This window comes from Caulobacter sp. SRI_014 (genome assembly GCF_057586315.1).
Window position 1 is genome coordinate 61,438 of record NZ_JBYCZQ010000009.1, and the last position, 26,572, is coordinate 88,009.

General features: G+C 68.1%; 22 protein-coding genes. 9 read left to right on the top strand and 13 right to left on the bottom strand.

Going from position 1 to position 26,572, the window contains the following annotated elements; all coding sequences use genetic code 11:
* The first annotated feature begins 108 nt into the window (after window positions 1-108).
* Window positions 109-849: a FadR/GntR family transcriptional regulator gene (locus AC2YG9_RS17780; protein ID WP_487299325.1), complete on the top strand. Its 741-nt coding sequence runs from the start codon at window positions 109-111 to the stop codon at window positions 847-849.
* A 6-nt stretch (window positions 850-855) separates the two neighbouring features.
* Here AC2YG9_RS17780 and AC2YG9_RS17785 read toward each other — a convergent pair whose 3' ends face one another.
* The 12 genes from AC2YG9_RS17785 to AC2YG9_RS17840 all read right to left on the bottom strand — a co-directional run bounded on the left by AC2YG9_RS17785 (window position 856) and on the right by AC2YG9_RS17840 (window position 14,850).
* Window positions 856-2,172, bottom strand: coding sequence for a spinster family MFS transporter (locus AC2YG9_RS17785; RefSeq protein WP_487299326.1), 1,317 nt, complete (start codon window positions 2,170-2,172; stop codon window positions 856-858).
* 63 nt (window positions 2,173-2,235) lie between these two features.
* Entirely contained in the window at window positions 2,236-4,473 is a 2,238-nt protein-coding gene (locus AC2YG9_RS17790; protein ID WP_487299327.1) for a TonB-dependent receptor, read from the bottom strand.
* 321 nt (window positions 4,474-4,794) lie between these two features.
* Window positions 4,795-5,541, bottom strand: coding sequence for a FadR/GntR family transcriptional regulator (locus AC2YG9_RS17795; RefSeq protein WP_487299328.1), 747 nt, complete (start codon window positions 5,539-5,541; stop codon window positions 4,795-4,797).
* Between the two features lie 83 nt (window positions 5,542-5,624).
* Window positions 5,625-6,638 (bottom strand): NADP-dependent oxidoreductase, encoded by a 1,014-nt coding sequence (locus AC2YG9_RS17800; RefSeq protein ID WP_487299329.1) that lies wholly within the window; start codon window positions 6,636-6,638, stop codon window positions 5,625-5,627.
* 2 nt (window positions 6,639-6,640) lie between these two features.
* A complete protein-coding gene (locus AC2YG9_RS17805) occupies window positions 6,641-7,714 on the bottom strand; it encodes a phosphotransferase family protein (RefSeq protein WP_487299330.1) in 1,074 nt (357 codons plus the stop codon).
* The gene (locus AC2YG9_RS17810; protein WP_487299331.1) at window positions 7,711-8,454 is read right to left on the bottom strand and encodes an SDR family NAD(P)-dependent oxidoreductase; all 744 of its coding nucleotides are present in this window, start codon (window positions 8,452-8,454) and stop codon (window positions 7,711-7,713) included. The genes AC2YG9_RS17805 and AC2YG9_RS17810 overlap by 4 nt, the downstream gene beginning before the upstream one ends.
* Window positions 8,455-8,498: 44 nt before the next feature.
* Window positions 8,499-9,677, bottom strand: a complete 1,179-nt coding sequence (locus AC2YG9_RS17815; protein WP_487299332.1) for an amidohydrolase family protein — start codon at window positions 9,675-9,677, stop codon at window positions 8,499-8,501.
* Window positions 9,678-9,827: 150 nt separating this feature from the next.
* The gene (locus tag AC2YG9_RS17820) at window positions 9,828-11,036 is read right to left on the bottom strand and encodes an acyl-CoA dehydrogenase family protein (protein ID WP_487299333.1); all 1,209 of its coding nucleotides are present in this window, start codon (window positions 11,034-11,036) and stop codon (window positions 9,828-9,830) included.
* 11 nt (window positions 11,037-11,047) lie between these two features.
* Complete coding sequence (locus tag AC2YG9_RS17825) at window positions 11,048-12,319, bottom strand: acyl-CoA dehydrogenase family protein (RefSeq protein ID WP_487299334.1); 1,272 nt, start codon at window positions 12,317-12,319, stop codon at window positions 11,048-11,050.
* Between the two features lie 180 nt (window positions 12,320-12,499).
* Window positions 12,500-13,279, bottom strand: a complete 780-nt coding sequence (locus AC2YG9_RS17830; protein ID WP_487299335.1) for an SDR family NAD(P)-dependent oxidoreductase — start codon at window positions 13,277-13,279, stop codon at window positions 12,500-12,502.
* Window position 13,280: 1 nt separating this feature from the next.
* A complete protein-coding gene (locus AC2YG9_RS17835; RefSeq protein WP_487299336.1) occupies window positions 13,281-14,423 on the bottom strand; it encodes a thiolase family protein in 1,143 nt (380 codons plus the stop codon).
* Between the two features lie 13 nt (window positions 14,424-14,436).
* The gene (locus tag AC2YG9_RS17840; protein WP_487299337.1) at window positions 14,437-14,850 is read right to left on the bottom strand and encodes a Zn-ribbon domain-containing OB-fold protein; all 414 of its coding nucleotides are present in this window, start codon (window positions 14,848-14,850) and stop codon (window positions 14,437-14,439) included.
* A gap of 186 nt (window positions 14,851-15,036) precedes the next feature.
* On the opposite strand from AC2YG9_RS17840, the gene cofE reads away from it, so the two are divergent.
* Genes cofE through AC2YG9_RS17865 form a run of 5 tightly spaced genes read left to right on the top strand, consistent with a single transcriptional unit; the run spans window position 15,037 to window position 21,126 of the window.
* Window positions 15,037-16,467, top strand: coding sequence for a coenzyme F420-0:L-glutamate ligase (gene cofE, locus AC2YG9_RS17845; protein WP_487299338.1), 1,431 nt, complete (start codon window positions 15,037-15,039; stop codon window positions 16,465-16,467).
* 7 nt (window positions 16,468-16,474) lie between these two features.
* Window positions 16,475-17,431 carry a 2-phospho-L-lactate transferase gene (cofD, locus tag AC2YG9_RS17850; RefSeq protein ID WP_487299339.1) on the top strand — a complete coding sequence of 319 codons (957 nt, stop codon included), beginning with the start codon at window positions 16,475-16,477 and terminating at the stop codon, window positions 17,429-17,431.
* The gene (cofC, locus tag AC2YG9_RS17855; RefSeq protein ID WP_487299340.1) at window positions 17,428-18,078 is read left to right on the top strand and encodes a 2-phospho-L-lactate guanylyltransferase; all 651 of its coding nucleotides are present in this window, start codon (window positions 17,428-17,430) and stop codon (window positions 18,076-18,078) included. Before cofD ends, cofC begins: the two co-directional genes overlap by 4 nt.
* Window positions 18,075-20,390 (top strand): 5-amino-6-(D-ribitylamino)uracil--L-tyrosine 4-hydroxyphenyl transferase CofH, encoded by a 2,316-nt coding sequence (gene cofH, locus AC2YG9_RS17860; RefSeq protein WP_487299341.1) that lies wholly within the window; start codon window positions 18,075-18,077, stop codon window positions 20,388-20,390. Before cofC ends, cofH begins: the two co-directional genes overlap by 4 nt.
* Before the next feature lies 1 nt (window position 20,391).
* Window positions 20,392-21,126, top strand: a complete 735-nt coding sequence (locus AC2YG9_RS17865) for a hypothetical protein (RefSeq protein ID WP_487299342.1) — start codon at window positions 20,392-20,394, stop codon at window positions 21,124-21,126.
* A 9-nt stretch (window positions 21,127-21,135) separates the two neighbouring features.
* Here AC2YG9_RS17865 and AC2YG9_RS17870 read toward each other — a convergent pair whose 3' ends face one another.
* Window positions 21,136-21,771 (bottom strand): TetR/AcrR family transcriptional regulator, encoded by a 636-nt coding sequence (locus AC2YG9_RS17870; RefSeq protein ID WP_487299343.1) that lies wholly within the window; start codon window positions 21,769-21,771, stop codon window positions 21,136-21,138.
* 230 nt (window positions 21,772-22,001) lie between these two features.
* On the opposite strand from AC2YG9_RS17870, the gene AC2YG9_RS17875 reads away from it, so the two are divergent.
* Genes AC2YG9_RS17875 through AC2YG9_RS17885 form a run of 3 tightly spaced genes read left to right on the top strand, consistent with a single transcriptional unit; the run spans window position 22,002 to window position 26,565 of the window.
* Window positions 22,002-23,507: an aldehyde dehydrogenase family protein gene (locus AC2YG9_RS17875; RefSeq protein ID WP_487299344.1), complete on the top strand. Its 1,506-nt coding sequence runs from the start codon at window positions 22,002-22,004 to the stop codon at window positions 23,505-23,507.
* A gap of 50 nt (window positions 23,508-23,557) precedes the next feature.
* Window positions 23,558-24,046, top strand: a complete 489-nt coding sequence (locus tag AC2YG9_RS17880; RefSeq protein WP_487299345.1) for a nuclear transport factor 2 family protein — start codon at window positions 23,558-23,560, stop codon at window positions 24,044-24,046.
* Between the two features lie 59 nt (window positions 24,047-24,105).
* Window positions 24,106-26,565, top strand: coding sequence for a TonB-dependent receptor (locus AC2YG9_RS17885; RefSeq protein WP_487299346.1), 2,460 nt, complete (start codon window positions 24,106-24,108; stop codon window positions 26,563-26,565).
* Window positions 26,566-26,572: the final 7 nt, after the last annotated feature.

Sequence of the window (26,572 nt, forward strand, 5' to 3'; positions counted from 1 at the left end):
TAAGGGAGAGGCGACGGGACTCGCCGGGCATCACAAGGAAGACCTCCGGCCATGGTCGAACGGCGGACACGACGACAAGGCGACCACGGTGGAAGCGGTGACGGACGCATGACCTGGTCGGGGGAGTTCGCGCGGCGGACTCTGAAGACCTCGGAGCTGGTGGCGCTCGACATCGTCCGCGACATCGTCGCCCAGGGGTTGAAGGCCGGCGACCGGCTGCCGCTGGAGTCGGAAATGCTGGTGCAGTACCGGGTCAGCCGCTCGTCCTTGCGCGAGGCGCTACGGCTGCTGGAGGTCCAGGGCCTGATCGCCATCCGTCCGGGGCCGGGCTCGGGCACCGTGGTCGGGCGGGTGCTGCCGGGCAATTTCGCCCGCACCCTGACCCTCTATCTGCACATGTCGGGGGTCACCTACAGCGAGCTGCTGGACGCCTGGATCCTGGTCGACCCGATCCTGGCGGAACTGGCGGCGCGCAATCCCGACCGCGCCAAGGTCAAGGCGGCGATGGCGCCGTTCATGGAAGGGGCCGAGACCTACGAGGGCGAGATGCGGAAGATCCCCGCCGGCCTGAACTTCCACGATGTGGTCGCCGAACTGGCCGGCAACCGGGTGTTGAGTCTGCAGTTCCAAGCCGTCGGCTTCATCGTCGCCGAGCACATTCTGACCACCGCGCCGCGCGTTGAGCTGGAGGACCAGATCGTCGACGACCACCGGGCGCTGGCCATCGCCATCAGCGAGGGCAAGGCCCAGCTGGCTCGGAAGCTGATGACGGCGCACTGCGAACATATCGTCGAAGACTTCAAATCCTATTGGCCGCGCCGGGTCGGCGAAAAGGTGCAGTGGCGCTGAGCAGCACTACGCCGTCGCCAGTTCCTTGCGCAGGTGGTGCGCCGAGCGGGCGAACAGCAGGGCGGCGATCACCGCCATGAACAACGTCGATGACATGGCGTAGCGAAGCGACTCGCGCCCGAAGGCGGGGGTCAGCAGGTCGCTGATCCCACCGGTGATCAGCGGCCCGAAGCCCAGGCCGATGATGTTGACGATCAGCACCAGCATCGCCGAGGTGAAGGCCCGCATCCTGGGCAGCACGAGGAGCTGGGCGGTCGCGACGATGGGGGCGAAATACACCTGGATCAGCACCGCGGCCGCCAGGCCAAGGGCCATGGAAACCTGGGCGGACGGCGCGAAATACTGGGCCAGGCTCACCGGGGCCAACAGCAGGGACGCCAGGGCCGGCACCCACATGTACCAGCGCTTGTCCGTGCGTCCGAGACGGTCGATCAGCGTGCCGCCGGCGAACTGCCCGACGGCGCCCGCCAGACCGAACGCAATGGCAAGATAGAAGGCCACCTGGCTGATCGGCATCTGGTGCACCCGGACATAGAAGGGCGCATTCCAGTTGTGGGCGGTAAACAGGACGAAGGCATGGGTGGCGCCGCCCAGGGCCAGGTAGCGGAACGCCTTGCTGTTCCAAAGCGTGGCCAGCGCGACCCGCAACGGCACCTTGGCGTCCAGCGCCTCCTGGGCCGCGGCGGAGCTTTCGAGGCTCTCATCGGCCGCGGCGACATGCTGGTCGAACTGGCCGCGCTTGGGCTCCCTGACCAGCAGTACGAACGGCGCCAGCACCAGGCCGGCGATCCCGAAAATCAGGAAGGCTTCCCGCCAACTCATGGCCGTGACCAGCCAGCCACCCGCCCCGAAGCCGAGCATGATGCCCAGCGGCGACGACAGGCCCCAGAGCGCCAGCGCCGTGCCGCGGCTCTTGACCGGAAAATAGTCGGCGATCATCGAATGGCTGGCCGGGACGCAGCCGGCCTCGCCGAACGCCACGCCCATGCGGAAGGCGACCAGGGTGGCGAAGTTGTTGGCCAGGCCGCAACAGGCCGTCGCCGCGCTCCAGATGGCGAGCGCCGCCGCGATCAGCCGCTTGCGGTTCCAGGTGTCGGCCATCCGGGCCACGGGCAGGGCCATGGTTGTGTAGAGCAGGGCGAAGGACAGGCCGGTCAGGGCCCCAAGCTGGGTGTCGGACAGCTTGAGGTCCGCCTTCAGCGGCTCTTGCAGGATCGAGATGATCGAACGGTCGATGTAGTTGAACAGAGCGACGACGAACAACATCACCAGCGCAAAGCGGGCATGGCGCGCCGTGGTGGGAAGACCCGTAGCGGATTTCACCGATGCCTCCAGACTTTGAAAAAAGCCGGCGGGGCGACGTTGCAGCCACCCCGCCGGGTCAGACTACCGGAACCTGTAGGTGAGGGTTACGCCGTAGGTCCGGCCTTCGGTTACCGAGGTGCGATCAACTTCCGTCAGCCCGGCCACCACCTCGGCCTGGGTGAGCAGGTAGAAGGCGTAGTTGGTGCCGAAGGTCACCGCCTTGTTGTCGAGCAGGTTGCGGCCCCAGGCCTGAACCTTCCAGTCGCCGTCAGCCGGCTCGTAGGTCAGGAAGGCGTTGATCCAGTCCTTGCGGGCCGTCTTGTCACGGACCAGGAACAGGGTGTTCTGCGGGGTCAGCTCATAGTGGCTGGCCCACCGGCCCTCGACCCGGCCGGTCAGGCTGGCGCCGCCCTCCATCTCCCAACGGTACTGGGCCATCAGGGTCAGGGCGTTGCGGGGCGTAAAGGGGATGGCGTTGCCGGTGCAGTCGACGCCGCCGGCCGCGCAGCCCTTGAACGAGGCGTACTTGGCGTCGGTGTAGGCGTAGTTGAGGCCGAGCGTCGCGCCCTGGAAAGGATGGACGAGGACCTCGAGTTCGGCCCCCTTGGTCTCGGCCTCGCCGGCGTTGGTCGACATCAGCGCCGCCCCGACCAGGGAGCGGACCTGCAGGTCCTTGGTGTTGCTCTGGTAGAGGGCCAGGTTCACCGACAGGTCGCGATCAAAGAAGAAGGTCTTGGCCCCGACCTCATAGGTGACGTTCTCTTCCGGCAGCAGCGGCGTCCCGGCCTGGGCGACGGTCGAGGCGGCGTAGTTGTAGCCGCCGCTCTTGAAGCCGGTCGAGGCGCTTGCATAGAAGAACAGGTCGTCGTTGGGCGTGAAGCTGATTATGGCCCGCGGCGTCCAGGCGTCCCAGCTCTCTTCGGCGCTGACGTCCTTGGCGGGGCCGAAAAAGACCGACGGCGAGTCGTGGATCGTCCGGTTCTTCTTCTCATCATGGGTGTAGCGGGCGCCCACGGTCAGGGCCCACTGGTCGGTGATGTTCCACTTCAGCTCGGCGAAGGGCGCGTAGGAGACGGTCTCGATATCGCCGGAAATGGTCGGCCGCTGGGTGGCGCCGCCGGTCAGGGTATTGATCCGCCAGGGGCCGAGGCCGCCGAAGGTGTAGGTTTCCGACCGGAAGGTCTCCTGCTTGAGGAGATAGAGGCCGACGATCCACTCAAGCGTCTGGTCGTCGGGCGAGGTCAGGCGGAACTCCTGGCTGACCTGGGATTCCCGGTTGATGTCGATCTTGTTGGGCGCGATCGGGAACGGGCTGCCGTCGATATCCTCGACGTAGGAGGCGTTCAGTTTGCGGTAGCTGGTGATCGAGGTGAAGGTGCCGAGCGGGTTGTCCCAGTCGACGCGCACAAAGCCGTTGTAGACGTTCTTGCGCGTGCTGCCGTCGTCATCGACGAAGGTGTCGCTCGGGTCGGTGGAGATCGCCCGCAGCGAGGCGACCAGGGCGCCCTGGCCGTAGAGAACCGGGCCGTCGGCAAGCGAGTCCTCATGGGTGTAGGTCAGCGAGCCGAGGATCTCGACACTGTCGGTGGGCCGGATCAGCAGCGAGGCCCGCGCGCTCCAAACCTTCTTGTCGTTGAGGTTGGTGTCGTTGGTGATGTTATGTTGCGAGCCGTCTACGTTCTTGAAGCCGAAGGCGAAGCGGCCGGCGACCATGTCGTTGAAGGCGCCGTTGACGAAGCCGCTGCCCTCAAAGCCGTTGAAGTTGCGGACCACCAGGTTGGTCTCGCCGGAGAAGCCGTCGAAGTTGGGCTTGTTGCTCGTGATCTGCAGCGCACCGCCGACCGTGTTGCGGCCGAAGGTCGTGCCCTGAGGTCCGCGCAGAACGGCGACCTGGGCGACGTCGAAGAAGTCCGGATAGAAGGACGCCACCGAGCCGTAATAGACGTCGTCGATGAACACCCCGACCGGGGTGTCGAAAGCCGGCGAGTCATCGGAGGCATAAAGGCCGCGCATCTGCATCTGCGAACCGCTGGCGCCCGAGATGGGCACGAAGGTCGGCCCCGGCAGCGAGGCGGACAGGTCTTCGAAGTTGGTGACCCTCTGTTCCTTCAGCTGGTCTCCGGAGAAGGCGCTGACCGCGACCGGCACCTTGCTGAGCGCTTCCTCGCGCTTGGTCGCCGTAATGATGACTTCCGACACATCGCCGGTGTCGGCCGCCGGCGCCGGCTCGGCAGCCAGGGCGGGCGCCGCTGTCGCCACCGTCAATGCGACCAGAGCGCCGCCACAGAACATGCCGCGCTTGCGGTTCATGATGGTCATATTACCCCTCCCGTTATGGTCATTATGTTGTCTAAGCACCGGACACGGCAACGCGCGCCCGGCGCACGCCACGCGCACCAGGTGAGACAATGGGACGGCGTCCCAAAGGGTTGAAATTCCTAGCGGATATCGACCATTCGCTTGTCTCCTCCCTAGATTTTTATCGTTTTTCGTTGGGATAGATCATGATGATAATCTCGATCATTGTCAACGCGCCGAGGTGATTTGGGTGCTTTTTTATGATCATGATCTAGACGTTCGTATTCCGTTGCGGAAACACAGCTTCCGGTTAGCGATTGGCCCGGCTTTCACGGTCCAGATTCAACGCCAGGTTACCCGTTGCCCCACCCGCCGCGGCCAGTAGGCGCGGAAGTCATCGACCACATGTTGCACATGTTCGGCCATCAATCGGCGGGCCAGGACCGAGTCGCCGTCAATGATCGCCCGCGCCAGTTCGGCATGGTCATGGACAATGAAGCTCTCCAGGCCGTCACGGTCCTTCATCAGCAGCACATGATCCGAAACGATGAATCCGATCGAGCGGAAGGTGAAGGCCAGGGTCCGGTTGCCCGACAGCTCGCCGACGGCGTCGTGGAAAGCCAGGCCGGAGGGAATGTCGGTCCGCACAGGCCGCTCCTCAGCCGGCAGATAGGGTTCCAGCATGGCTCGGACACGCTCGCGATCGGGGTTGAGCGCCGCCATCTCGGCCAACAGTGGCTCGGTGCGGATCCAGGCGTCCAGCAGGTCGTCATAGGTCACCGCCGCCATGTGGAAATAGAGGGTCATGGTGCGGCCGAGATTGCTTGGCGCCGCCTCGCCGACCACCGTGCCGGCGCCGGCGCCGGGCCGGATGGCGATCAGCCCTTGCGTCTCGAGCAAGCGCAGCGCCTCGCGCAGGGAGGATCGGCTGACCCGGTAGTTGACCAGCATCTCCGGTTCGTGCGGCAGCCGGTCGCCGGGCTTCAGGTTCTGGTCGACGATGTCGCGGACGATGTCGAGGGCGACAATCTCCGCGGTCTTGAGGTTGCGCCGAGAGGGGCGCCCGTCTGCGTGAACTTGCCTGGCCATCTGGGGCGTCTCCGATAATCACTCGCTATAAACAGGATCATCGTCAGGGATTCACGGACGGAGGGCAATCGCTCCCGTTAGGGTCAGTTCAGCCGCAGCAGCTGCTTGCCGAAGTTGCGGCCCTCAAACAGCCGCATCAGGGTCAGCGGCGCGTTCTCGAAACCGGTCTGGATGTCTTCCTTGTAGCGCAGGGCGCCGGTCCGCACCCACTCGGCCAATCGCTTCTCGGCGGCCGGAATCAGAGCCTCGTACTTGGGAAGCAGGAAGCCCTGGATGGTGGCGCCTGTGAAAACGACGTTGAAATAGTTGCGTGGCCCGGCCGGCATCTGGGCCGCGTCGCGCGGGTCGAAATTGTAGCGCGAGATGGCCCCGCAGATGACCACCCGGGCGCCGGGCGCGATGCGGGCCAGGCAGTCGTCGAGGATGTCGCCGCCAACGTTGTCGAACATCACGTCGATGCCGCCGGGGCAGAGTTCGCGCAGCCGCGATTTCACCCGCTCGCTGCGGTAGTCGATGGCCGCGTCGAAGCCGAGTTCTTCGACCAGCCAGGCGCATTTGTCGGCCCCGCCGGCGATGCCGACCACGCGGCAGCCGGCCAGCTTGGCGATCTGGCCGACGATGGAGCCGGTGGCCCCGGCGGCCGCGGAGATGACCACGGTGTCGCCGGGTTTGGGCTTACCGACCTCGATGAAGGCGAGATAGGCGGTCAGGCCGGTCGTGCCGATGACGCCGAGCGCGGCGGTCGGCGGCACGCCGTCCGGGACCTTCTTCAGCTGCTCACCCGGCAGGGCGCCGGCCTCACGCCAGCCGATCGGGCCGTAGACTACGTCGCCGGCCACGAAATCCGGATGGCGGGATTCGATGACCGTGCCGACGCCGGAGCCGCGCATGACCTCGCCGATCTGCATGGCGTCGACATAGCCGGCGATGTTTTCCATCCAGCTCTTCTGGGCCGGGTCGAAACTCAGCCAGTCCGTGCGGAAGGCTACCTCCCCTTCGGCCGCCCGCGGGGCCGGGGCAGTCTCGAGGGCAAAGTCGGTCTCGGCCAGGCTGCGGCCAAGCGGCCGGTCGGCCAGGGTCCATTGGCGAAGGATCATGCTCAGACGGCTCCGGCGGCTTGCGCCTCGGCCCAGGCGGCCCGGGCGATAGGGGCGACGCGGTCGGCCTGGGCGGCGGCGTCGCTCGTTGCAGCGGCCCCGTCCCGGGCGCGGCCGGCGATGCCCTGGATGATGGCGGCGACCCGGAACAGGTTGTAGGCGCGGTAGAAGCCGGGGTTCTCCGGCGCTGGCCGTCCGGCCCGTTCGCAGTAGCGGGCGACATAGGCGTCGAGACTGGGGATGCCCATGGCCGCCAGGTCCGCACCCTTCAGCGTGCCACGGGCGTCGCTGCCGCCCGGCCGGTACCATTCCATGCCATGGTAGAAGAGGTCGCCCAGCGGATGGCCGGTGGTCGACAGCTCCCAATCGAGCACTCCGACGACCCGAGGCTCGGTGGGATGGAACAGCAGGTTATGGAAGCTGTAGTCGCCGTGGATCAGGGTGCTGGTCTCGTCGGCCGGCGTGGCGGCCGGCAACCAGACCATCAGCCGGTCCATCTCCGGGATGTCGGCGGTGCGCGAGGCCTCGTACTGCTTGGACCAGCGGCCGATCTGCCGGCTGAAATAGTTGCCCGGCCGGCCGTAGTCGCCAAGGCCGAGCGCCACATGGTCGAGGCTGTGCAGCCGGGCCAGGGTCTCGTTGGCCGAGTCATAGGCCGCCGCCCGGTCCTCCCTGGACAGGTCGGGCATGGCGCAGTCGAGGAAGATGCGGCCCTCGACATGGGCCATGACGTAGAACATCGAGCCGATCACCGCGTCGTCCTCGCAGAGGACCAGGGCTTCGGGGACCGGGAAGCCGGCCCCGCCCAGGGCGCTGAGCACCCGGAACTCACGGTCGACGGCATGGGCGCTGGGCAGCAGCGGGCCCGGCGGCTTTCGGCGCAGGACGTACTTCCGGTCCGGCGTTTCCAGCAAGTAGGTGGGGTTGGACTGGCCGCCCTCGAACTGGCGCACCGACAGCGGGCCCTTGAAGCCGGCCACGGTCCCCGACAGCCAACGCGCAAGCTGCTCGACGTCGAGCGCATGCTGCGGCCGCATTTCGACGACGGCCCCGAGGTATTTGCCCCGGGCGGTCAAAAGTCACCGCCGTCGAGCCTAATGATGGCCCCGGTCGTGTAGCTGGAGCGGTCGCTGGCGAGATACAGGGCCGTGGTGGCGATCTCCTCGGCGCGGCCGATGCGTTTGACCGCCGACTTTGAGGTCTTGTCCAGCTCCTCGCGCCAGGACTTGGCGATGTCGGTCCAGAACGGCCCGCACATGATGGCGTTGACCCGAACCTTGGGGCCGAACTCGACGGCGTGGCATTGGGTCATGACGTTCAGCGCCGACTTGGCCCCGGCGTAGACCGGATAGGCCGCGCCGGGGTTCACCGCCGCGGTGCTGCTGACGTTGATGATCGAGCCCGAGCCGGCCGAGACCATCCGGTCGCCGACCAGGGCCGAGAGGCGGAAGGGGCCCTTGAAGTTGACCCCCACCGTCTTGTCGAACAGTTCCTCCGACATGTCGCTGGAGCGCGGGGTGGTCGGGGCGATGCCGGCGTTGTTGACCAGCACATCGACCTTGCCGAATTCGTCGTAGGCCTGCTCGACCAGGGCCGGCAGGGCGTCCCACTGTCCGACATGGGCTCCGATGGCCAGGGCCCGGCGGCCCATGGCGCGGATCTCGCCGGCGACCTCTTCACAGGTCTCCAGCTTGCGGCTGGCGATGATCAGGTCCGCGCCCTGATGGGCGAAGGCCTTGGCCATCTCATAGCCCAGCCCCCGGCTGCCGCCGGTGACCAGCACGACCTTGCCGGTCATGTCGAAGTAATCGGTCAAAGCCGCTTCCCCTGTGTCCGTTGATCCCCGGGCTTGGCCGGTGACTAGTCGTCCAGGTGGTAGATGCGCTTGGCGTTGCCGTGGACGATCTTCTCGACGTCCGAGCGGGCGACGTCCTTGAACACCTCTTCCATGTAGACGGCCGGGTGCTGGGCGGAGGTCGCCGGGCCCGGGCTCATGCTGGTCGGGTGCGGGAAGTCGGTTTCGTAGAGGATGTTGTCGGCGCCGAGCACGTCGATGGCCAGCTTCAGGGTCGGCTTTTCGAACCAGAAGGAGCCGTAGATCTGGCGCTTGAAGAACTCGCTGGGCAGCAGCTTGTACTCGGGGTTTTCCTTGTGGGCCCCGCAGTTGAGCCACTGGTAGTCGAGGCTGGCCAGCAGGTAGGGAATCCAGCCCACGCCGCTCTCGACGACCACAAAGTTGAGGTTGGGGAAGCGGTGGCAGACGCCGCCGCAGGTCAGCTGCGAGATGGTCTGGGCCAGGTCGAGCGAGAACAGCGCGCCCATCGAGGCGAACGAGGCATGGGGCTTCACGCTCTCATGCATCATGTCGAAGTACCACATGTCGCCGGTGCCGACGTGGAAGTTGATCGGCAGACCCAGCTCCTGGGCGGCGGCCCACAGCGGATCCCACTGGGGATCGGTCAGCTTGGGCAGGCCGAACGTCTCCGGCTCGGCGCACATGACCACGCCCTTGTGGCCCATCCGGGCGCAGCGGGTCATTTCCTTGATCGTCGCCTTCAGGTCCCAGAACGGCAGGGCGCACTGGGCGATGAAGCGGTTGGGGGCGACGCTGCACCACTCGGTCAGCCAGTCGTTGTAGGCCGTCACGCAGGCCAGCATCAGCTCGGTGTCACCCAGCGCCAGGTACTTGCCGGCCCCGAAGCCGGCGACGTTGGGGTACAGCACCTGGGCCCAGATGCCGTACTCGTCCATCTTCTTGAGGCGGGCGGTGTTCTGGTAGAGGGCCGGGTCGACCTGCTCCAGGCGCTGCGGGCGCTTGGGCGGGTATTCGTGCCAGCCGGCCATGGCGGCGCCCGCCGCGGCGCCGGTGCGGTCGCCGCCGAAGAACCAGGCGTCCTCGTTCATGTTGGGGTCCCACTTCACGTGCGGGACCTTGTCGCCGTACTTCGCGGTGGAGATGCGCGACGTCCACAGGTCATAGGGTTCGATGACATGGGTGTCGGTGTCGATGACTTTGAATTCTTTGACGATAGCGTTCACGTTCGTCTCCTCCGTCGACCCTTGAAGGCCGCCCTGTTGTTGGCCCGGCAAAGCGCTGGCGCTTCGGATCAGGCTTCGATCGTTGGCCTAATTATGATGATGATTATAATTCATTGCAACGGCTATTTCGCTGCCCCTGACCGGAAAACATCACAGGCCCAGGACGGTGCGCACCAGGATGTTGCGCTGAACCTCGCTGGAGCCGCCGTAGATGGTTGCCGCCCGGGTGTTCAGGTACTTGGCGGTCGGGGTGACGGCGTGCTCCGGCCCGACCGACGGCTCATTGGCGCCATAGCCAAGGGCCCCACGCTGGTCGGCGACGGCGTAGGGGCCGAGGGCCTCCATCGCCAGTTCGGTGGCCCGCTGCTGCAGGGTCGAGGCCTGCAGCTTGAGCAGGGAGGCGGTGGGCCCGATGTCGCCACCGGCCGACAGGGTGGCGGCGGCCTGGGCCTCGGCGTGGGCCAGGCCGGCGATCTCGATCTCCAGGGCCCCGAGCCGGGCGCGGAAGGCGGCGTCCTCATCCCAGACGCTGGAGCCCTCGCCGCCCAGCTCCTTCCGGGCGATCGACCGGGCGTGGTCGACCATCCGGCCCAGGCGGCTGGCGGCGGCGCCGGCCCCGCGCTCGAACTCCAGCAGGTGCTTGGCGACGGTCCAGCCGGCGTTCTCTTCACCCAGCCGGTTGGCGACCGGGATGCGCAGCTCGTCGAAGAAGACCTGATTGACCTCATGCTCGCCGGAGATGCTGATGATGGGCCGCACGCTGATGCCGGGGGCGTCCATCGGGGTCAGCAGGAAGCTGATGCCAGCCTGCGGCTTGCCCTCGGTGGCGGTGCGGACCAGCAGGAACATCCAGTTGGCGTGCTGGGCGTGGGTGGTCCAGATCTTGGTGCCGTTGACCACATAGTCGTCGCCATCCCGCACGGCGCGGGTCTGCAGCGAGGCCAGGTCGGAGCCGGACTGCGGCTCCGAATAGCCCTGGCACCAGTAATGCTCGCCCGACAGCATGCGGGGCAGGAAGAACGCCTTCTGCGCCTCCGTGCCGTAACGCATGATCACCGGGCCGCACATCTGCAGCCCCATGACCGGGATCTGCGGCGCGCCGGCCCTGGCGCATTCGTCGTCGAACATGAAGCGCTGCAGCGGCGTCCAGCCCGGCCCGCCGTATTCTCGTGGCCAGGCGGGGGCGACCCAGCCTCGCTCGTGGAGAATCCGGTGCCAGCGGCGGCTGAGTTCGCCATCGGCGAACACCCCGGCCTGGCGGCCGGCGGCGGCGGCCAGGTCGGGGGTCAGCTTCTCGGCCAGGAAGGCCCGGACCTCGTCCCGGAAGGCGAGATCGGCCGGCGACAGCTCCAGCGCCATGACCGCCTCCCCTACTCGGCCGCGACGCGGCTGGCGGGCGCGGGGGCGTAGCGGCCCAGCTCCATCCGCGCCACGGTGCGGGCGTGGACCTCGTCGGGACCGTCGGTCAGGCGGTGGATGCGGGTGTTGGCGTAGAGTTCGGCCAGGCCGAAGTCGGTGGTTACCCCGGCCCCGCCGTGGGCCTGGATGGCGTCGTCGATGATCTTGCAGGCGATGCGCGGAGCGGCGACCTTGATCATGGCGATCTCGCCGCGCGCCGACTTGTTGCCGGCCGCGTCCATCATATAGGCGGCCTTCAGGCACAGCAGGCGGCACATCTCGATGTCGATACGGGCCTCGGCGATGCGCTGCTCCCAGATCGAATGCTCAGACAGCTGCTTGCCGAACGCCCGGCGGCTGAGCAGGCGGCGGCACATCATCTCCAGCGCCTTCTCGGCGCAGCCGACGATGCGCATGCAGTGGTGGATGCGCCCCGGGCCGAGGCGCCCTTGGGCAATCTCGAAGCCACGGCCTTCGCCCAGCAGCAGGGCGTCCTTGACCGGCACCCGAACGTTTTCCAACAGCACCTGGGCGTGGCCGCCGTGGCTGGCGTGGTCGTAGCCGAACACCGGCAGCATGCGCTCGATCTTGATGCCGGGGGTGTTGGCCGGCACCAGCAGCATCGATTGCTGGCCGTAGGTCCTGGCGGAAGGATCGGTCTTGCCCATCAGGATGTAGACGTCGCAGCGCGGATGGCCGACGCCCGAGGACCACCATTTGCGGCCGTTGATCACATAGTCGTCGCCGTCGCGGACGATGCTGGTCTGGATGTTGGAGGCGTCGGAACTGGCCACCGCCGGCTCTGTCATCAGGAAAGCCGAGCGGATGTCGCCGTCCATCAGCGGGCGCAGCCACCTTTCCTTCTGCTCCAGGGTGCCGTAGCGCATCAGCACTTCCATGTTGCCGGTGTCCGGCGCGGCGCAGTTGAATACCTCGCTGGCCCAACCGATCTTGCCCAGCTGTTCGGCGATGGCGGCAAAGGTGACGTTGCTGAGCTGAACGCCTTCGAAGTGAAAACTGTCGTCGACGTGGGTCTGGCCGCTGTGCGGCGGCATGAAGAAGTTCCACAGGCCGGCGGCCTTGGCCTTTTCCTTCAGCTCATCGACGATCGGCACCGCCTTCCAGCGGTCTCCGGCGGCTTCCTGCTCATGATAGAGGGCGTCGTTGGGATAGATGTGCTCGTCCAGGAACTGCTGGACCTTGGCCACCCAGAATTTGGTTTCATCGCTGTGCTCGAAGTTCATTCCCGGGCTCCCTGGCTGCGCTCGCCGCTTCCCGCGCGGCAGATTGTTGGCTCCTATTTATCATGATTGTCATCATGATCTAGTCCGATTGTAAAAGAGCCGCCCCGGAGCCGGGCTCCGGGGCGATGAGGACAGCGGCCACCAGGAAGGGCGCTGGACGCTGCTGAGGTCAGGCTGTGATCAGATGGACTTGCCGGACAGGAAGCCGCCATCCACCGGCAGGCAGGCCCCGGTGATGAAGCTCGCGTCGTCCGAAGCAAGAAAGACGATGGCGCGGGCGATTTCCTCGGGCTGGCCGTGCCGCCCCAGGGGATGGCGCCGTCCGGTCGCCTCGCGGGCCCCCGGCCTGGCCAGCAATTCAGCCGTCAGGGGTGTTTCCACCGACCCCGGCGCGACCGCGTTGACCCGGATGCCGGCGCCGCCGAGATCCAGGGCCAGGGCCCGCGTCAGGCCGACCAGCCCGTGCTTGGAGGCAATATAGGCCGCCCGTCCCGGAACGGCGGTCAGCCCGGCGATCGAGGCCACGCTGATGATGACGCCGCCGGCCCCGCGCGCTGCCATCCGCCTCGCCACCGCCTGGGCGCAGAGGAAGGCCCCGGTCAGGTTGACGTCCATAACCTGGCGCCAGGCCTCGAGGGTCAGGTCGAGGAAGCCCGTGCGCTCCCCGATGCCGGCATTATTGACGAGCACGGCGACCGGACCGAGCTCGGTCTCGACCGCCGCGACAACGGCCTCGACCTGGGCCGGATCGGTGACATCGAGGGTGTAGGCCCTGGCCAGGCCGCCGTCGGCGACGATCGCATCCGCCGAGGCCTGCGCCGCCGCCCCGTCGCGGTCGGCCAGCGCCACGCATGCGCCCCTGGCCGCCAAGGCGCGCGCCGTCGCCGCGCCGATCCCGGCCGCCGCCCCGGCCCCGGTGACCAGCACGACGCGGCCGGCGAAGTCGCCTGTCGCAGCCACCTCAAGCCTCCAGGATCACCACGCCGGACAGGCCGGGCGCGCCATAAACCTGGCTGTAGCCGAGCTTCGCCCCCTCGACCTGCCGCGCCTCGCCGCGGCCCCGCAGCTGCTGCACATTCTCGTAGACCTGGCGCAGGCCCGAGGCCCCCACCGGCTCGCCACAGGCCAGGCAGCCGCCGTCGGTATTGACCGGCAACCGCCCCCCGAGCTTCGTCGCCCCCTCGGCCAGCCAGGCCTCCTGCTCGCCGTCGGCGCAGAAGCCGTTCTCGGCCATATGCATGATCTCGGCCCCGGACTCGGTGTCCTGCAGCTGGGCGACGTCGATATCTTCCGGCCCGACCCCGGCCATCTCATAGGCCGCCTTCGACGCCGTCTGGGTCGGCGAGGGTCCCCGGTTGATGTTCAATGAGGGGGCGAAGACCTCGAAGGACCCCTCCCCCCGGGTCCGGACCGCGGCGCCGCGCACCTTCGGTCCGCTGAGGCCCAGCTCGCGCATCTTGCGGTCTGAGGTGACGATCAGCGCCGCCCCGCCCTCGGCCGGCGAGCAGAACATGTATTTCGTCAAGGGATCGGAGACCATCTGCGAGGTCATGATGGTGTCGATGTCCACCGCCTGGCGACGCCAGGCATGGGGCGTCAGAACGCCGTTTTCATAGGCTTTCTCGGCCACCAGCCCCAGCGATTGGGCGCTGATCCCGTGCAGGTCCATGTAGCGGGTGATCTTGTTGGCGAAGAACTGGGTGGTCAGCATCATGCCGACCTCGCCGTACCAGGCCGGCAGGCCCCACTCCTCCGGATCGGCGTTGAAGGCCCCGCGCGGATGCTTGTCGAAGCCGACCACCACGCCCAGGTCGAACTCCCCGGACTTGACCGCCCAGTAGCCGGCCAGCAGGGCCGAGCCGCCGGTGGCGCAGCCGTTGGCGACATTAATGAACTGCACTCCGGTCAGCCCCAGCCGCGGCAGAACCGCGTCGGCGTTGCCGGCGGCGGAGGATCCCCCGAAGGCGAACTGGATGTCGGTCCAGTCGAGGCCGGCGTCGGCCAGGGCCTCCCGGACGGCGAACACCCCCTGATCAAGGCCACTCATATCGTCATGACGGCCGAAGGGATGGATGCCCGCTCCGATGATGTGCACGTCGGTCATTTGGCTGCGCTCCTCAGGCGGTCGGGCGAAAGACGTAGCTGGTGACGGTCTCACCGCCGGCCAGCGCGAACGGCGCGAGCGCCAGGGTCATCGGCAGACCGACCTTGAGGTCGGCAAAGTCATCGATCTCAAGGCGCGCCTCGACGATCACCTCGCCCGGCAGCTCGACATAGCCGACGGCGAAAGGCGTGAAACTGCGATCGTCCTCGGCGCCGGCGTAGGGCGGCGATTTGGGGCGAAACCGTTGCACCGTGTAGGACCACAGCCGCCCCTCCGGCGACAGCAGGACCGGCTCATAGAGGGTCGATTCCGAGCCGACGGGCATGGGGAAGGTCACGGCCCCGTCGCCTCGGCGACGGCCGCCGACCAGGCGCGGCGCCCCCGCGACAATCTCGAAAAGGCCTTCTGCGATTGGCTTGTCGCCCATGATCTTCTCCCTATGCGACCGGGATTTGCCGCTCGTTTCGCCGGCTGATCAAGGTCGCTGTTCTGCATAGTTGATCATAATCATGATGAGAGTCTATAGTCCTGACAGCGGACGGGGAAAACCCCGCGTGGTCGTCCTCCACACAAGAGTGGGCATCGCGGCGATGAGGGAAACGAGAGGATCGGCGTGGCGAAGATCGCAATTCTTGGGGGCACCGGCGCCCTGGGCTCGGCCCTCGCGCTGCGACTGGCCCTGGCCGGCCAGGCGGTCTGGATCGGCTCGCGCGATGGAGCCAAAGCCAAGGCCGCCGCCGATCAGATCGCCGCTGACCACCCCGGCGTGGTTGTCGCCGGCGCCGGCCTCGCCCAGGCGGCGGCGGCGGCGGACATCTGCTTCCTGGCCGTTCCCTACGCCGCCCATGCCGACACGCTCGACCAGATTCGCGACAGCGTCGCCGGCAAGATCGTCGTCGACACCACCGTTCCCCTGCGCCAGCCCAAGGTCGGGACCGTCCAGCTGCCCGCTTCCGGCGCCGCGGCGGTGGAAGCGGCCCAACGGCTCGGCGAGGGCGTGCGGGTGATCTCGGCGCTGCAGACCATCGGAGCCGAGAAGCTGGCGGCGGGCGGCGGCATCGACGCCGACGTGCTGGTGGCCGGCGACGACGCCGAGGCGGTGGAGGCGGTGCGCGAGCTGTTGACCGCCATCGGTCTGCGCAGCTGGCATGTCGGTCCGCTGGCCAACTCGGCCGCCGCCGAGGCCATGACCTCGGTGCTGATCCAGATCAACCGGCGCTACAAGATCAACCAGGCCGGCCTGCGCATCACCGGCAAGCCCAAAGACGCGCCGGCCGTCGCCGAGGGGCTGACCGTGCGCCCAGTGGCCGGCGTGCCGCTGATCGAGGTCGGCGACGACCTGGGCGGTCTCATCGCCGACGCCATCGTCGCCCGCGGGACCACCCTGGCCGAGGGCGACGTCGTGGTTGTGGCCCAGAAGGTTGTTTCCAAGGCCGAGGGCCGGACCGTACGCCTGGACACCGTCATTCCGCGCGACGACGCCGTCCGTGACGCCGCCCTGGCCGGCAAGGACGCCGCCAGCGTGGAACTGATCCACGCCGAATCGCAGGAGGTGATGCGGGTGGCGCCAGGGGTGCTGATCGCCCGCCACCGCACCGGCCAGGTCGCCGCCAACGCCGGTATCGACATGTCCAACGTCAGCCAGGGCGGGGGCGAGACCGCCCTCCTCTGGCCGGTCGATCCGGACGCCAGCGCCGCGCGGCTGCGGGCCGTCCTGCAGGCGCGGTTCGGGGTCCGCCTGGCGGTGATCGTCGGCGACAGCCTGGGCCGGGCCTGGCGGATGGGCACGACCGGCGCCGCCATCGGCGTCTCCGGCCTGCGCCCGCTACGCGACCGGCGGGGCGAGAGCGACCTCTTTGGCCGGGTGCTGCAGGCCACCGTCATCGGGGTCGCCGACGAGATCGCCGCTGCCGCCTCATTGGTGATCGGCGAGGCGGCCGAGGGCACGCCGGTGGCCGTCGTGCGGGGCGCCATCTACGAGCCGGCCGAGGACGAGGGCATTGGCGAGATGCTGCGGCCGCTGGATCAGGACCTGTTCCGGTGACGGGGTCATGAGCCACGTTCTGGCCCTCTGCGGCGGCGTCGGCGGCGCCAAACTGGCCTTCGGGCTGGCGGCCGAGCTCGCGCCCGGCGACCTGACCATCGCGGTCAACACCGGCGACGATTTCGAGCACCTGGGCCTGACCATCTGTCCGGACATCGACACGGTCCTCTACACCCTGTCGGGCCTGGCCGACCGCGAGCGGGGATGGGGCCTGGCGGGCGAGAGCTGGAGCTTCATGTCGGCCGTCAAGCGGTTGGGCGGCGAGGACTGGTTTCAGCTCGGCGACCATGACCTGGCCACCCACGTCGAGCGCAGCCGCCGGCTGGCGGCCGGCGAGAGCCTGTCGGCGGTGACCGAACAACTGGCCAGGGCGCTGGGCCTCAGCGCCGCCATCGTCCCGATGAGCGACCGGTCGGTGCGCACCTTCGTGCGGACCGACGACGGTGAACTGGCCTTCCAGCACTACTTTGTCCGCGAGCGTTGCGCCCCCGTGGTGCGCGGCATCCGGTTCGAAGGCGCCGAACACGCCCGGCCGTCGGCGGGCCTGGCGGCGGCTCTGGCCCGGCCGGACCTCGACGCCATCGTCATCTGTCCATCCAATCCCTACCTCAGCGTCGATCCGATCCTGGCCGTTCCGGGAGTAGTGGAGGCGTTGAAACGCAGCCCTGCGCCGGTTGTCGCCGTCTCGCCGATCATCGCCGGCCAGGCACTCAAGGGACCGGCCGCCAAGTTGATGGTCGAGCTGGACATCGAGCCCGGCGTCGAGGCCGTGGCCCGTCACTACGCCGGCCTGATCGACGGGCTGGTCATCGACAACGCGGATGCAGCCCGCGCTCCGGCCATCGAGGCGATGGGGGTGCGAACCCTCGCCGCCGCCTCGGTCATGCAGGGCGACGACGACCGCCGCCGCCTGGCCCGCGAGACCCTGGCCTTCGCCGGCAGCCTGGAAAGGGCGACAGCATGAGGACGACCCTGGTCATCGCCGTGCGCGGCGGGCCGCAGGCGAAGTCGCGGTGCTCGCCGGTTCTCGGCGCGGCCGACCGCCAGGCGCTGGTCGCCGCCATGCTGGAAGACATGCTCAAGGCCGCCGCCGGCGCGGTCGGGCTGGGGCCGGTCATCGTCGTTACCCCGACCCCCGAGCTGGCCGACATCGCAGGGCGCCGAGGCGCAGTGGCCCTGGTGGAAGAGCAGCCGTTCGGCCTGAACGCCGCCTTCGTCGCCGGCCTGCGCCTGGCCAGGGCGGAGGCCGACGCGCCCGTGCTGTTGCTGCCGGGCGACCTGCCCCTCGTCGGGCCGGCCGATCTTGAGATGGCCGCCCGGGCGGTTGCGAGCGGCGCCCTGCTGCTGGCCGCCTCGCTGGCAGATGGCGGCACGGGGGCGATCGGCCTGCCGGCCGGCGCGGAGACTCCGCCGAGGTTCGGGGGCGACAGCTTCAGGCGACACCTGGCGGCCGCACAGACACTCGGCCTGCCGCTGCAGATCATCGAGGGCGGGCCGCTGGGCCTCGACATCGACCGGCCGGAAGACATCGGCCACATCCTGCTGGCCCCCGCCACGCACAGCGCCGCCATGCTGCGCCAGGCGCTGGCCCCGTTGAGGAAGTCGGCATGAACGACCTGCGTCAGGACCTGCTCACCGCGCCGCTGGAGAACCTCACCGACCGGGCCCGGGCCGTGCGTAACGCAGCGTTCGGCGGCACGCTGACCTATTCGCGCAAGGTGTTCATTCCGCTCACCCAGCTGTGCCGGGATGTCTGCCACTACTGCACCTTCGCCAAGGCCCCGCGCGGCATGGCCAAGCCCTATCTGACCCCGGACGAGGTGCTCGAGATCGCCCGCCAGGGCGCGGCGGCCGGCTGCAAGGAGGCGCTGTTCACCCTCGGCGACAAGCCGGAGCTGCGCTACCCGGCCGCCCGCGCCGCCCTGGCCGAGCTCGGCTTCGAGACCACCCTGGCCTATCTGGAACACGTCGCCGGCCGGGTGCTGCGCGAGACCGGCCTGCTGCCGCACATCAACGCTGGCATTCTGGACGCCGAGGACTACGCCCGGCTGCGGCCGGTCAGCGCCTCGATGGGGCTGATGCTGGAAAGCTCGGCCGAGCGGCTGTGCGTCAAGGGCGGGCCGCATCACGGCTCGCCGGACAAGGTTCCGGCCGTGCGGCTCGCCTCGATCGAAGCGGCGGGCGAGGCCCGGGTCCCGTTCACCAGCGGCCTGCTGATCGGCATCGGCGAGACCCGGGCCGAACGGCTGGACGCCCTCTACGCCCTGCAGGCGCTGAACGACCGCCACGGCCACCTGCAGGAAGTCATCATCCAGAACTTCCGGGCCAAACCCGGCACCCGCATGGCCGATGCGCCCGAACCGTCCGAGGACGAGCTGGTCTGGACCATCGCCGCCGCCCGGCTGATCCTCGACCCCTCCGTCGGCGTCCAGGCGCCGCCCAACCTCAATCCCGGCCGCACGGCGCGGCTGATCGCGGCGGGGCTGAACGACTGGGGCGGCATCTCGCCGGTGACCATCGACCATGTGAACCCGGAAGCCGCCTGGCCGCAGATCGACACCCTGGCCGCCGACTGCGCCGCCGAGGGTCATGACCTGGTCGAGCGGCTGGCCATCTGGCCGCGGCATCTGTCCGAGCCCGACGCCTGGCTGGACCGCGCTGTCCGTGGACCGGCCCGGGCCCTGTCGGACAGTCACAACCTTGCCCGCGAAAGCGACTGGTCGCCTGGCATGCCGCTGGCTGCGCCGGGAAGCATCGACCGCCCGCTCGGCCCGCTGCCCGCCTCGGCGCGACGACGTTCGAAAGCGCTCGATCGCTGTCTGGCGCGGGTGCTGGCGGGCGAGACGCCCGAGGCCGCCGACATCACAGGCCTGTTCGCCGCCCGGGGCGAGGCGGCGCTGGATGTCGTCGCCGCCGCTGACGAACTGCGCCGTTCGGCGGTCGGCGAGGCGGTGACCTATGTGGTCAACCGCAACATCAACTACACCAACATCTGCACCTTCAGCTGCAGCTTCTGCGCCTTCTCCAAGACCTCCAGCAAGGCCGGCCACCGCGACAAACCCTACGACCTGCCGCTGGAAGAGATCGCCGGCCGGGTGCGCGAGGCGCGGGCGAAGGGGGCGACCGAGGTCTGCCTGCAGGGCGGCATCCACCCGCGCTATACCGGCGCGACCTACCTGGACATCTGCCGGGCGGTGAAGACCGCCGTCCCTGACATGCATGTCCACGCCTTCTCCCCACTGGAGATCGCTCACGGGGCCAGGACCCTCGGCCTGACCTGGCGGGAACTCCTGGAAATGCTGCGCGACCGGGGGCTGGGGTCCCTGCCCGGCACGGCGGCCGAGATCCTCGACGACGAGGTGCGTTCGGTGATCTGCCCGGACAAGCTCAACACGCAGGAGTGGCTGGGCGTCATCGAGGCGGCGCATGACGTCGGCCTGCGGACCACCGCCACCATCATGTTCGGCCATATGGACCGGCCCGACCACTGGGCGACGCATCTGCTCGCCATCCGCAGGCTGCAGGCCCGGACCGGCGGCTTCACCGAGTTCGTCCCCCTTCCCTTCGTCCATATGCAGTCGCCGATCTATGTGCGCGGCGAGGCGCGGCGTGGGCCGACCTGGCGCGAAACGGTGCTGATGCATGCCGCCGCCCGCATCGCCCTGCATGGCCAGATCGACAACATCCAGGCCTCCTGGGTGAAGCTCGGCCTCGATGGGGCGATCGCCTGCCTCGGGGCCGGAGCCAACGACCTGGGCGGGGTGCTGATGAACGAATCGATCAGCCGCGCCGCCGGCTCGGCCCATGGCCAGGAACTGCAGGCCGCCGACCTGGAAGCGGCCTTGGTCGCCGCCGGCCGGCCGGCGCGGCGGCGCACCACCCTCTACGGAACCCCAAGGCCCCTGTTCGCGGTCCCGGCCTGAGATGCCGCTACTGGCCAGACCGGGGGGCGCCTTTCGCCGGGCCATCCTGCTGCGGACCCTGGACGAGACCTCGGTGCAGGCCGAGCTGGAGGACGACTTCCACCGCTTCGGCGTCACCCTGCGCCACGACGGCCAGAGGGTGACGGCGGTGGAGGGCCGATCGATCCGCTATCCCTGGACCAGCTGCCCGCTGGCCAGCGGCGCCCTGGCGGCCCTCGAAAGCCTGGACTTGAGGACGCACCCCGCCGCCCTCTACCGCCACACCGATGTGCGCCAGCAATGCACGCATCAGTTCGAACTGGCGGGCCTGGCGATAGCCCATGCGGCCCGACCGGCCAGCGAGCGGCGCTATGACCTGATGGTCGAGGATTTCGCCGCGGGGGGCCGGCGCGCCACTCTGCTGCAGGACGGAGCCGTAACCCTGGAGTGGCGCTTCGAGGGCGATGTCCTGGTGGCGCCGGAGGGCGTGGTCGGAACGTCGGTGGCCGGCCTGAACAGTCGCTCACTCGCCGTCCTGCCCCCCGACGAGGCCGAGGCGCGGCTCTTGCTGCGGCGCGCCATCTGGCTGTCGCGGGGCCGGTGGATCGACATCGACGACGTTCCGACCGCAGCCGCCTTCGACCGTCCAGGAACCTGCTTCAGCTATCAGCCGGCCATCGCCGCCGGCGGCGTTCGTCGGCGCGGGTCGGAGCGCGACTTCTCGACCGGCGGAACGGAGCCCCTGGCGGGCGGCTAGCGCCGCTGGTCACGCAACCTCGGCGCAGCCATCCTCGCGCAGCGTCGCCGGCAGGCGTGAGGGCCGGTAGAGGGTCCGCAACACCGAATCAATCAGCTCGTGCTGGCGACTCGCCGGCCAGTCCTCGACATCGAACATCACCTGGACCGCCATGCCGGTGATCAGCGCCAGCAGGTGACGCGCCGCGTGAGGCCGATCGACTTCCGGCCGAATCGCGCCCTGCTCGTGCAGGGCGTCGATGGCGTCGAGGATGCGGCCCCGGGCCCGGGCGACGCAGTCGCGCTGGATCGTCGCGAAGGTCTCATCGGTGGCCGCCTTGGCCCAGAAGGCCATCCAGATCCGCCATTCGGTGAATCGCTCCTCATCGAGCGGCATGATCTCGGCCAGATAGGCGCGCAGGTCCCCGTCGTTGGCGACCAGCGCGGCCTCCCAGCGGACCGTCGAATGGTCGATGGTGGCCTGATAGCAGAGGTGGAGCAGCTCCATCTTGTTGCGGAAGTAGTGGGACACGATGGCCGTGCTGAAACCAGCGGCGGCGGCCACATCCCGCACGGTCACGGCCTCCAGCCCCGCCTTGGCGATGAGCTTGAGAGCGACTTCGACGACCTGAGTACGTCTCGCATGATGATCGGCAGGAATTGGCATTGACGCCTTCACATAACGGTTGTTATATAACGCTCGTAACATAACAAATAAAGAACGCTAGGGAGAAGGAATAAAATGGATCACCTCACGCCCTGAGTCCGATTGCCGCGCGATGCCCGTCTTCGCGCCAGTTTGTTTGATTTCACATCCTCCACGGCCGCCCTCACGGCGCGAGACAGCTGTTTCGCGCGCCGGGAGCCTGCGCCCGCCTGACCGCCGAGACCAAGCCTATGCGAGCTACCCGCGCCTTCCTGAAAACCGTCGATGAATGGCCGCTGTCCGGCCCGGGCGCCAGCTTCCTGGGTCAGGAGCTGTTCGGCCATGTGATCGAGGGCGAGGTCGTCCCCTCCGCCTCCGGCGAGACCATGCCGGTCTATGATCCGGCCACCGGCGTCGAGTTCGCCCGCTGCGCGGCCGGCGGCCGCGAGGATGTCGACCGGGCCGTACGCTCTGCCCGCGCCGCCTTCGACGACGGGCGCTGGCGCAATCTCGACGCCCAGGAGAAGGAGCGCCGCCTGCGCCGCTTCTCGGCGCTCCTGAACCAGAGCCGCGCCCTGCTCTCCGACCTCGACGTCATCGATGGCGGCGTGGTGCAGGCCTATTCGCAATTCATCGTCCAGTTCGGCATCGATACCGTCGACTACTACGCCGGTTGGCCGACCAAGCTTGCGGGCCGCATGCCGGCCTGCCCGCCCGACACCGTCGTCCAGGAACTGCGCGAGCCGGTCGGCGTCTGCGCCATCATCTCACCGTGGAACGGCCCCTCGGCGGCGCCCTGCGCCATCGTCCCGGCCTTGGCCTGCGGTAACAGCGTGGTGGTCAAGCCGGCCGAGCAGACCCCGCTGACCGCCATCGTCGTCGCCAAGCTGTGCCTGGAGGCCGGCATTCCGCCGGGCGTGGTCAACGTTGTGCAGGGGGTCGGCGAGATCGTCGGCGCGGCCCTGGTCGAGCACCCGCTGGTCGACGCCATCAGCTTCACCGGCTCTGGCGAGACCGGCCGCCGCATCCAGGCCGCCGCCGCCCCGACCCTGAAGCGGCTGAGCATGGAGCTGGGCGGCAAGAGCCCGCAGATCGTCTTCAACGACGCCGACCTCGACGCCGCCTGCAACACCATCATCGGCGCCGCCTGGGGCCACACCGGCCAGGTCTGCACGGCCGGCACCCGGGTGCTGATCCAGCGCGGCATTCATGACGAGCTGGTCGCCGAGATGGTCAAGCGCTCGGAGTCGATCCGCATCGGTTCGGGCTTCAGCCCCGACACCCAGATGGGCCCGCTGATCTCGGCCGAGCAGCTGGCGCGGGTCAGCCGCTATGTCGACATCGGCAAGGCCGAGGGCGCCAACCTGGCGCTGGGCGGCGCGCGCGTCGGCGACAGCGGCTACTTCCACCAGCCGACCATCTTCACCGGCGTCGACAACCGCATGACCATCGCCCGCGAGGAGATCTTCGGGCCGGTGATGTCGGTCATCCCCTTCGACACCGAAGAGGAAGCCCTGAGCATCGCCAACGACACCGACTTCGGCCTGGCGGCCGGGGTCTGGACCCGCGACCTGTCGGGCGCCCACCGCTTCGCCCAGGGCATCCGGGCCGGCACGGTCTGGGTCAACACCTATCAGCGGGTCAATCCGGCCATCCCCTACGGCGGGGTCAAGCAGTCCGGCTACGGACGAAGCCTGGGACATGAGTCGCTGGAGCACTACACCCAGATCAAATCGGTCTGGATCAAGATCGCCTGACCATTCACCGAGCCGCGCCAAGACGCCGCCGGACCAAGGGAGAGTAACCGATGTCTCTGGAAGAGACCGTTCGCGAACTGAAGGATCGGGTCGACATACTCGAGACCATGTACGCCTACTGCCGTCACGCAGACAATCTGGACCCCGCGTCGATGGTGGCGCTGTTCACCGACGACTGCACGGCCGACTTCTCACCCATCGCCGGGGGACTGTTCCTCGACGGCAAGGCCGAGCTGAGCGCCATGCTCACCGCCGCCCTGACCGCGACGGTCAGCGGCAGTCATCACATCAGCAACGTGGAGCTGACCTTCGAGACGCCCGATCAGGTCCTGTTCCACGGCTACATGTATTCCTGGCAGCGGTTCACCGGCTTTCCGGTCACGGCCGACTGCCATCGCTGGGGCCGCTACGAGAACCGTTTCGTGCGCACTCCGCAAGGCTGGCGCATCCAGCGCCTGCGACTGATTTCCGCCGGCGAGTATGGCGGCGCGCGTATCGGCGAGCAGCTCGGGCGGCCATCGCCCCCGGTGTTCGAATAGCCATCCGGCGCCGCTGAGCGGCCGGAGCGACAACAACCAGAAAAGGGGGAGGAAACGATATGACCATCAAGGCAAAACAAACACGCGGGTTGCACTTCAACCGGGCCCTGCTGCTCTCGGCCTCGGCGGCGGTCATCGCCGTCAGCGCCGGCGGGACAGCGTTCGCGGCCGACCCGCCGGCCGCTGCCGACGATCAGAGCACGCAACTCGACGAGATCGTTGTCACGGCCCGCAAACGTGAGGAGAGCATCCTCAATACGCCGGTCGCCGTGACCGCCATGTCCGGCGAGAAGCTGGACCAGATGGCCGTTCGGACCATCGAGGACATCTCCGCCACCACCCCGCAGCTGTCGGTGTCCCGCGGCAGCAGTGGCAGCGGCGCGACCATCAGCCTGCGCGGCATCGGCTCGACCTACACCAGCATCGGCATTGAGCAGTCGGTCGCGGTCAATGTCGACGGCGTTTATTACGGCCAGGGCCGTATCATCAACGAAGGCTTCTTCGACATGCGGCAGGTCGAGATCCTGAAAGGACCTCAGGCCCTGTTCTTCGGCAAGAACGCCACGGCCGGCGTGCTGTCCTTCACCTCGGCCAGTCCCGGCGATGAATTCGAGGCTCTTGGCCGCGTCGGCTACGAGACCACCGGCCGCACCGCCTCGGTCGAGGCCATGGTTTCAGGTCCGATCAGCGACACCTTCGGCGTGCGCCTGGCCGTGCGGGCCGCCAGGATGGACGGCGGCCTGGTTGAGAACGAGGCCCCGGCCTCGACCTTGTCGACCCTGAACGTCAACACCTTCGCGGCCACCAACCACGGGGTCGCCGCCCCGCAGAAGGACATCCCGGCCGAGGAGGACGCGGTCGCCCGCTTTACGGCCAGGTGGACGCCCACCGACGAGTTCAGCCTGACCTTCAAGGCCGCCGCAGACCGCTACCGGGTGGTCAACGCCACCTGGAACAACGAGATGTACAAGTGCGCCTCCGGCTTTTCCCAGGTGAACCCTGGCCAGGCCTGCAATGGCGACTGGAAAATTGAGCAGAACGACGTGCCCAAGGACATCGCAGCCACCAACGGCCTGCTTGGCCGGCATGGCGGCCAGCTGTACCAGGACTACGACTCCTACGCCCTGACGCTGAACGCCGAGTACTCGACCGACCTGGTGGACATCACCTCGGTCACCGGCCTGCACCACTTCACCAACTACTTCCTGGGCGACTACGACTTCTCCGGGGCGTCGAACGGCGGGACCTGGGGTTCGGAAAGGTCGGAATACAGCGCCTTCTCCGAGGAGATCCGCGTCCAGACCAGCCTGGACGGCCCGATCAACTTCATGGGCGGGGTCTTCTACCAGAGCACCCGGCTGGACTTTAACCAGCAGATCATCTTCCCGGGCGCCCTCGAGGATCCGACCAAGGGGTCGCGACGCTACATCACGCTCGAGAAGCTCTCGCGCACCGACGGAACCACCTTCGCCGGGTTCGGCCAGCTGATCTGGAAGCTCAACGACCAGTGGGAATTGACCGCCGGGGCCCGCTACACCCATGAGACCAAGGACTCGGTGTTCGACCAACCCTACGTGGTGACCCTGTACCAGGGCGTCTTCCTGCAGAACGACCCCCTGGCCGCCAACCAGAGCTTCAACAACCTGTCGCCGGAAATCGCCCTCACCTGGCATCCGACCGACGATTGGACGGTCTATGCGGCCTACAAACAGGGCTTCAAGTCGGGCGGTTTCTCCGGCAGCGCCCTGCACAGCGTCAACACCACGGTTGACGACCTGACCTTCGAACCGGAGACGCCTGAAGGCTTCGAAGGTGGGGTCAAGGCTCGCCTGCTGGACGGCCGGATGCGCGTCTCTCTGGACCTGTATCACTACGATTACAAAGACTTCCAGATCGACTTCTTCGACGCCACGAAGATCCAGTACACCACCTACAACGCTGGCTCCGCCGTCACCCAGGGCGCCGAGTTCCAGGGCGAATGGGCTCCCGAGTTCGCGCCCGGCCTGGTGATCTCCGGGTCTCTTGCCTACAACAAGTCGCGTTACGAGAACTTCGCCGGGGCCCCCTGCTGGGGCGGTCAGCGGCCAGTCGACGGCTGCACCATTGTCGGCGGGCGTCCGCAACAGGATATCAGCGGCAAGGCGACGGCGGCGGCTCCGGAGTGGAGCTGGGGCCTTCAGGCCGACTACGAGACCAAACCTTTCGCGGGCATGGTCTTCGGGATCACCGGCAACCTTCACGGCAGCAGCGACTACATGCTGGGCGCCTTTGCCAACCCTCATGCGGTCCAGGACGGCTATGCCGTTTTCGACCTGTCCATGCGCCTCAACCGCGAAGACGAGCGCTGGGGGATCGCCCTGATCGGCAAGAACCTGACCGACGAATATGTGCTGACCTCGGCCGCCGACGCACCCAGCTCGGGCAGCGGTACGGGGACCCCGGCCGGGATTCGCTCCGATCTGGTGGGCACGCCCCAGCCGCCCCGCACGATCGCCCTGCAGTTCACCCTGAAGTACTAGCCCGGGC

Coding starts and splice junctions, on each gene's coding strand:
- AC2YG9_RS17780 (WP_487299325.1), top strand. CDS start 109: ATGACCTGGTCGGGGGAGTTCGCGCGGCGGACTCTGAAGACCTCGGAG.
- AC2YG9_RS17790 (WP_487299327.1), bottom strand. CDS start 4,473: ATGACCATCATGAACCGCAAGCGCGGCATGTTCTGTGGCGGCGCTCTG.
- AC2YG9_RS17795 (WP_487299328.1), bottom strand. CDS start 5,541: ATGGCCAGGCAAGTTCACGCAGACGGGCGCCCCTCTCGGCGCAACCTC.
- AC2YG9_RS17800 (WP_487299329.1), bottom strand. CDS start 6,638: ATGATCCTTCGCCAATGGACCCTGGCCGACCGGCCGCTTGGCCGCAGC.
- AC2YG9_RS17820 (WP_487299333.1), bottom strand. CDS start 11,036: ATGGCGCTGGAGCTGTCGCCGGCCGATCTCGCCTTCCGGGACGAGGTC.
- AC2YG9_RS17825 (WP_487299334.1), bottom strand. CDS start 12,319: ATGAACTTCGAGCACAGCGATGAAACCAAATTCTGGGTGGCCAAGGTC.
- AC2YG9_RS17835 (WP_487299336.1), bottom strand. CDS start 14,423: ATGACCGACGTGCACATCATCGGAGCGGGCATCCATCCCTTCGGCCGT.
- AC2YG9_RS17840 (WP_487299337.1), bottom strand. CDS start 14,850: ATGGGCGACAAGCCAATCGCAGAAGGCCTTTTCGAGATTGTCGCGGGG.
- cofD (WP_487299339.1), top strand. CDS start 16,475: ATGAGCCACGTTCTGGCCCTCTGCGGCGGCGTCGGCGGCGCCAAACTG.
- cofC (WP_487299340.1), top strand. CDS start 17,428: ATGAGGACGACCCTGGTCATCGCCGTGCGCGGCGGGCCGCAGGCGAAG.
- cofH (WP_487299341.1), top strand. CDS start 18,075: ATGAACGACCTGCGTCAGGACCTGCTCACCGCGCCGCTGGAGAACCTC.
- AC2YG9_RS17865 (WP_487299342.1), top strand. CDS start 20,392: ATGCCGCTACTGGCCAGACCGGGGGGCGCCTTTCGCCGGGCCATCCTG.
- AC2YG9_RS17870 (WP_487299343.1), bottom strand. CDS start 21,771: ATGCCAATTCCTGCCGATCATCATGCGAGACGTACTCAGGTCGTCGAA.
- AC2YG9_RS17875 (WP_487299344.1), top strand. CDS start 22,002: ATGCGAGCTACCCGCGCCTTCCTGAAAACCGTCGATGAATGGCCGCTG.
- AC2YG9_RS17880 (WP_487299345.1), top strand. CDS start 23,558: ATGTCTCTGGAAGAGACCGTTCGCGAACTGAAGGATCGGGTCGACATA.
- AC2YG9_RS17885 (WP_487299346.1), top strand. CDS start 24,106: ATGACCATCAAGGCAAAACAAACACGCGGGTTGCACTTCAACCGGGCC.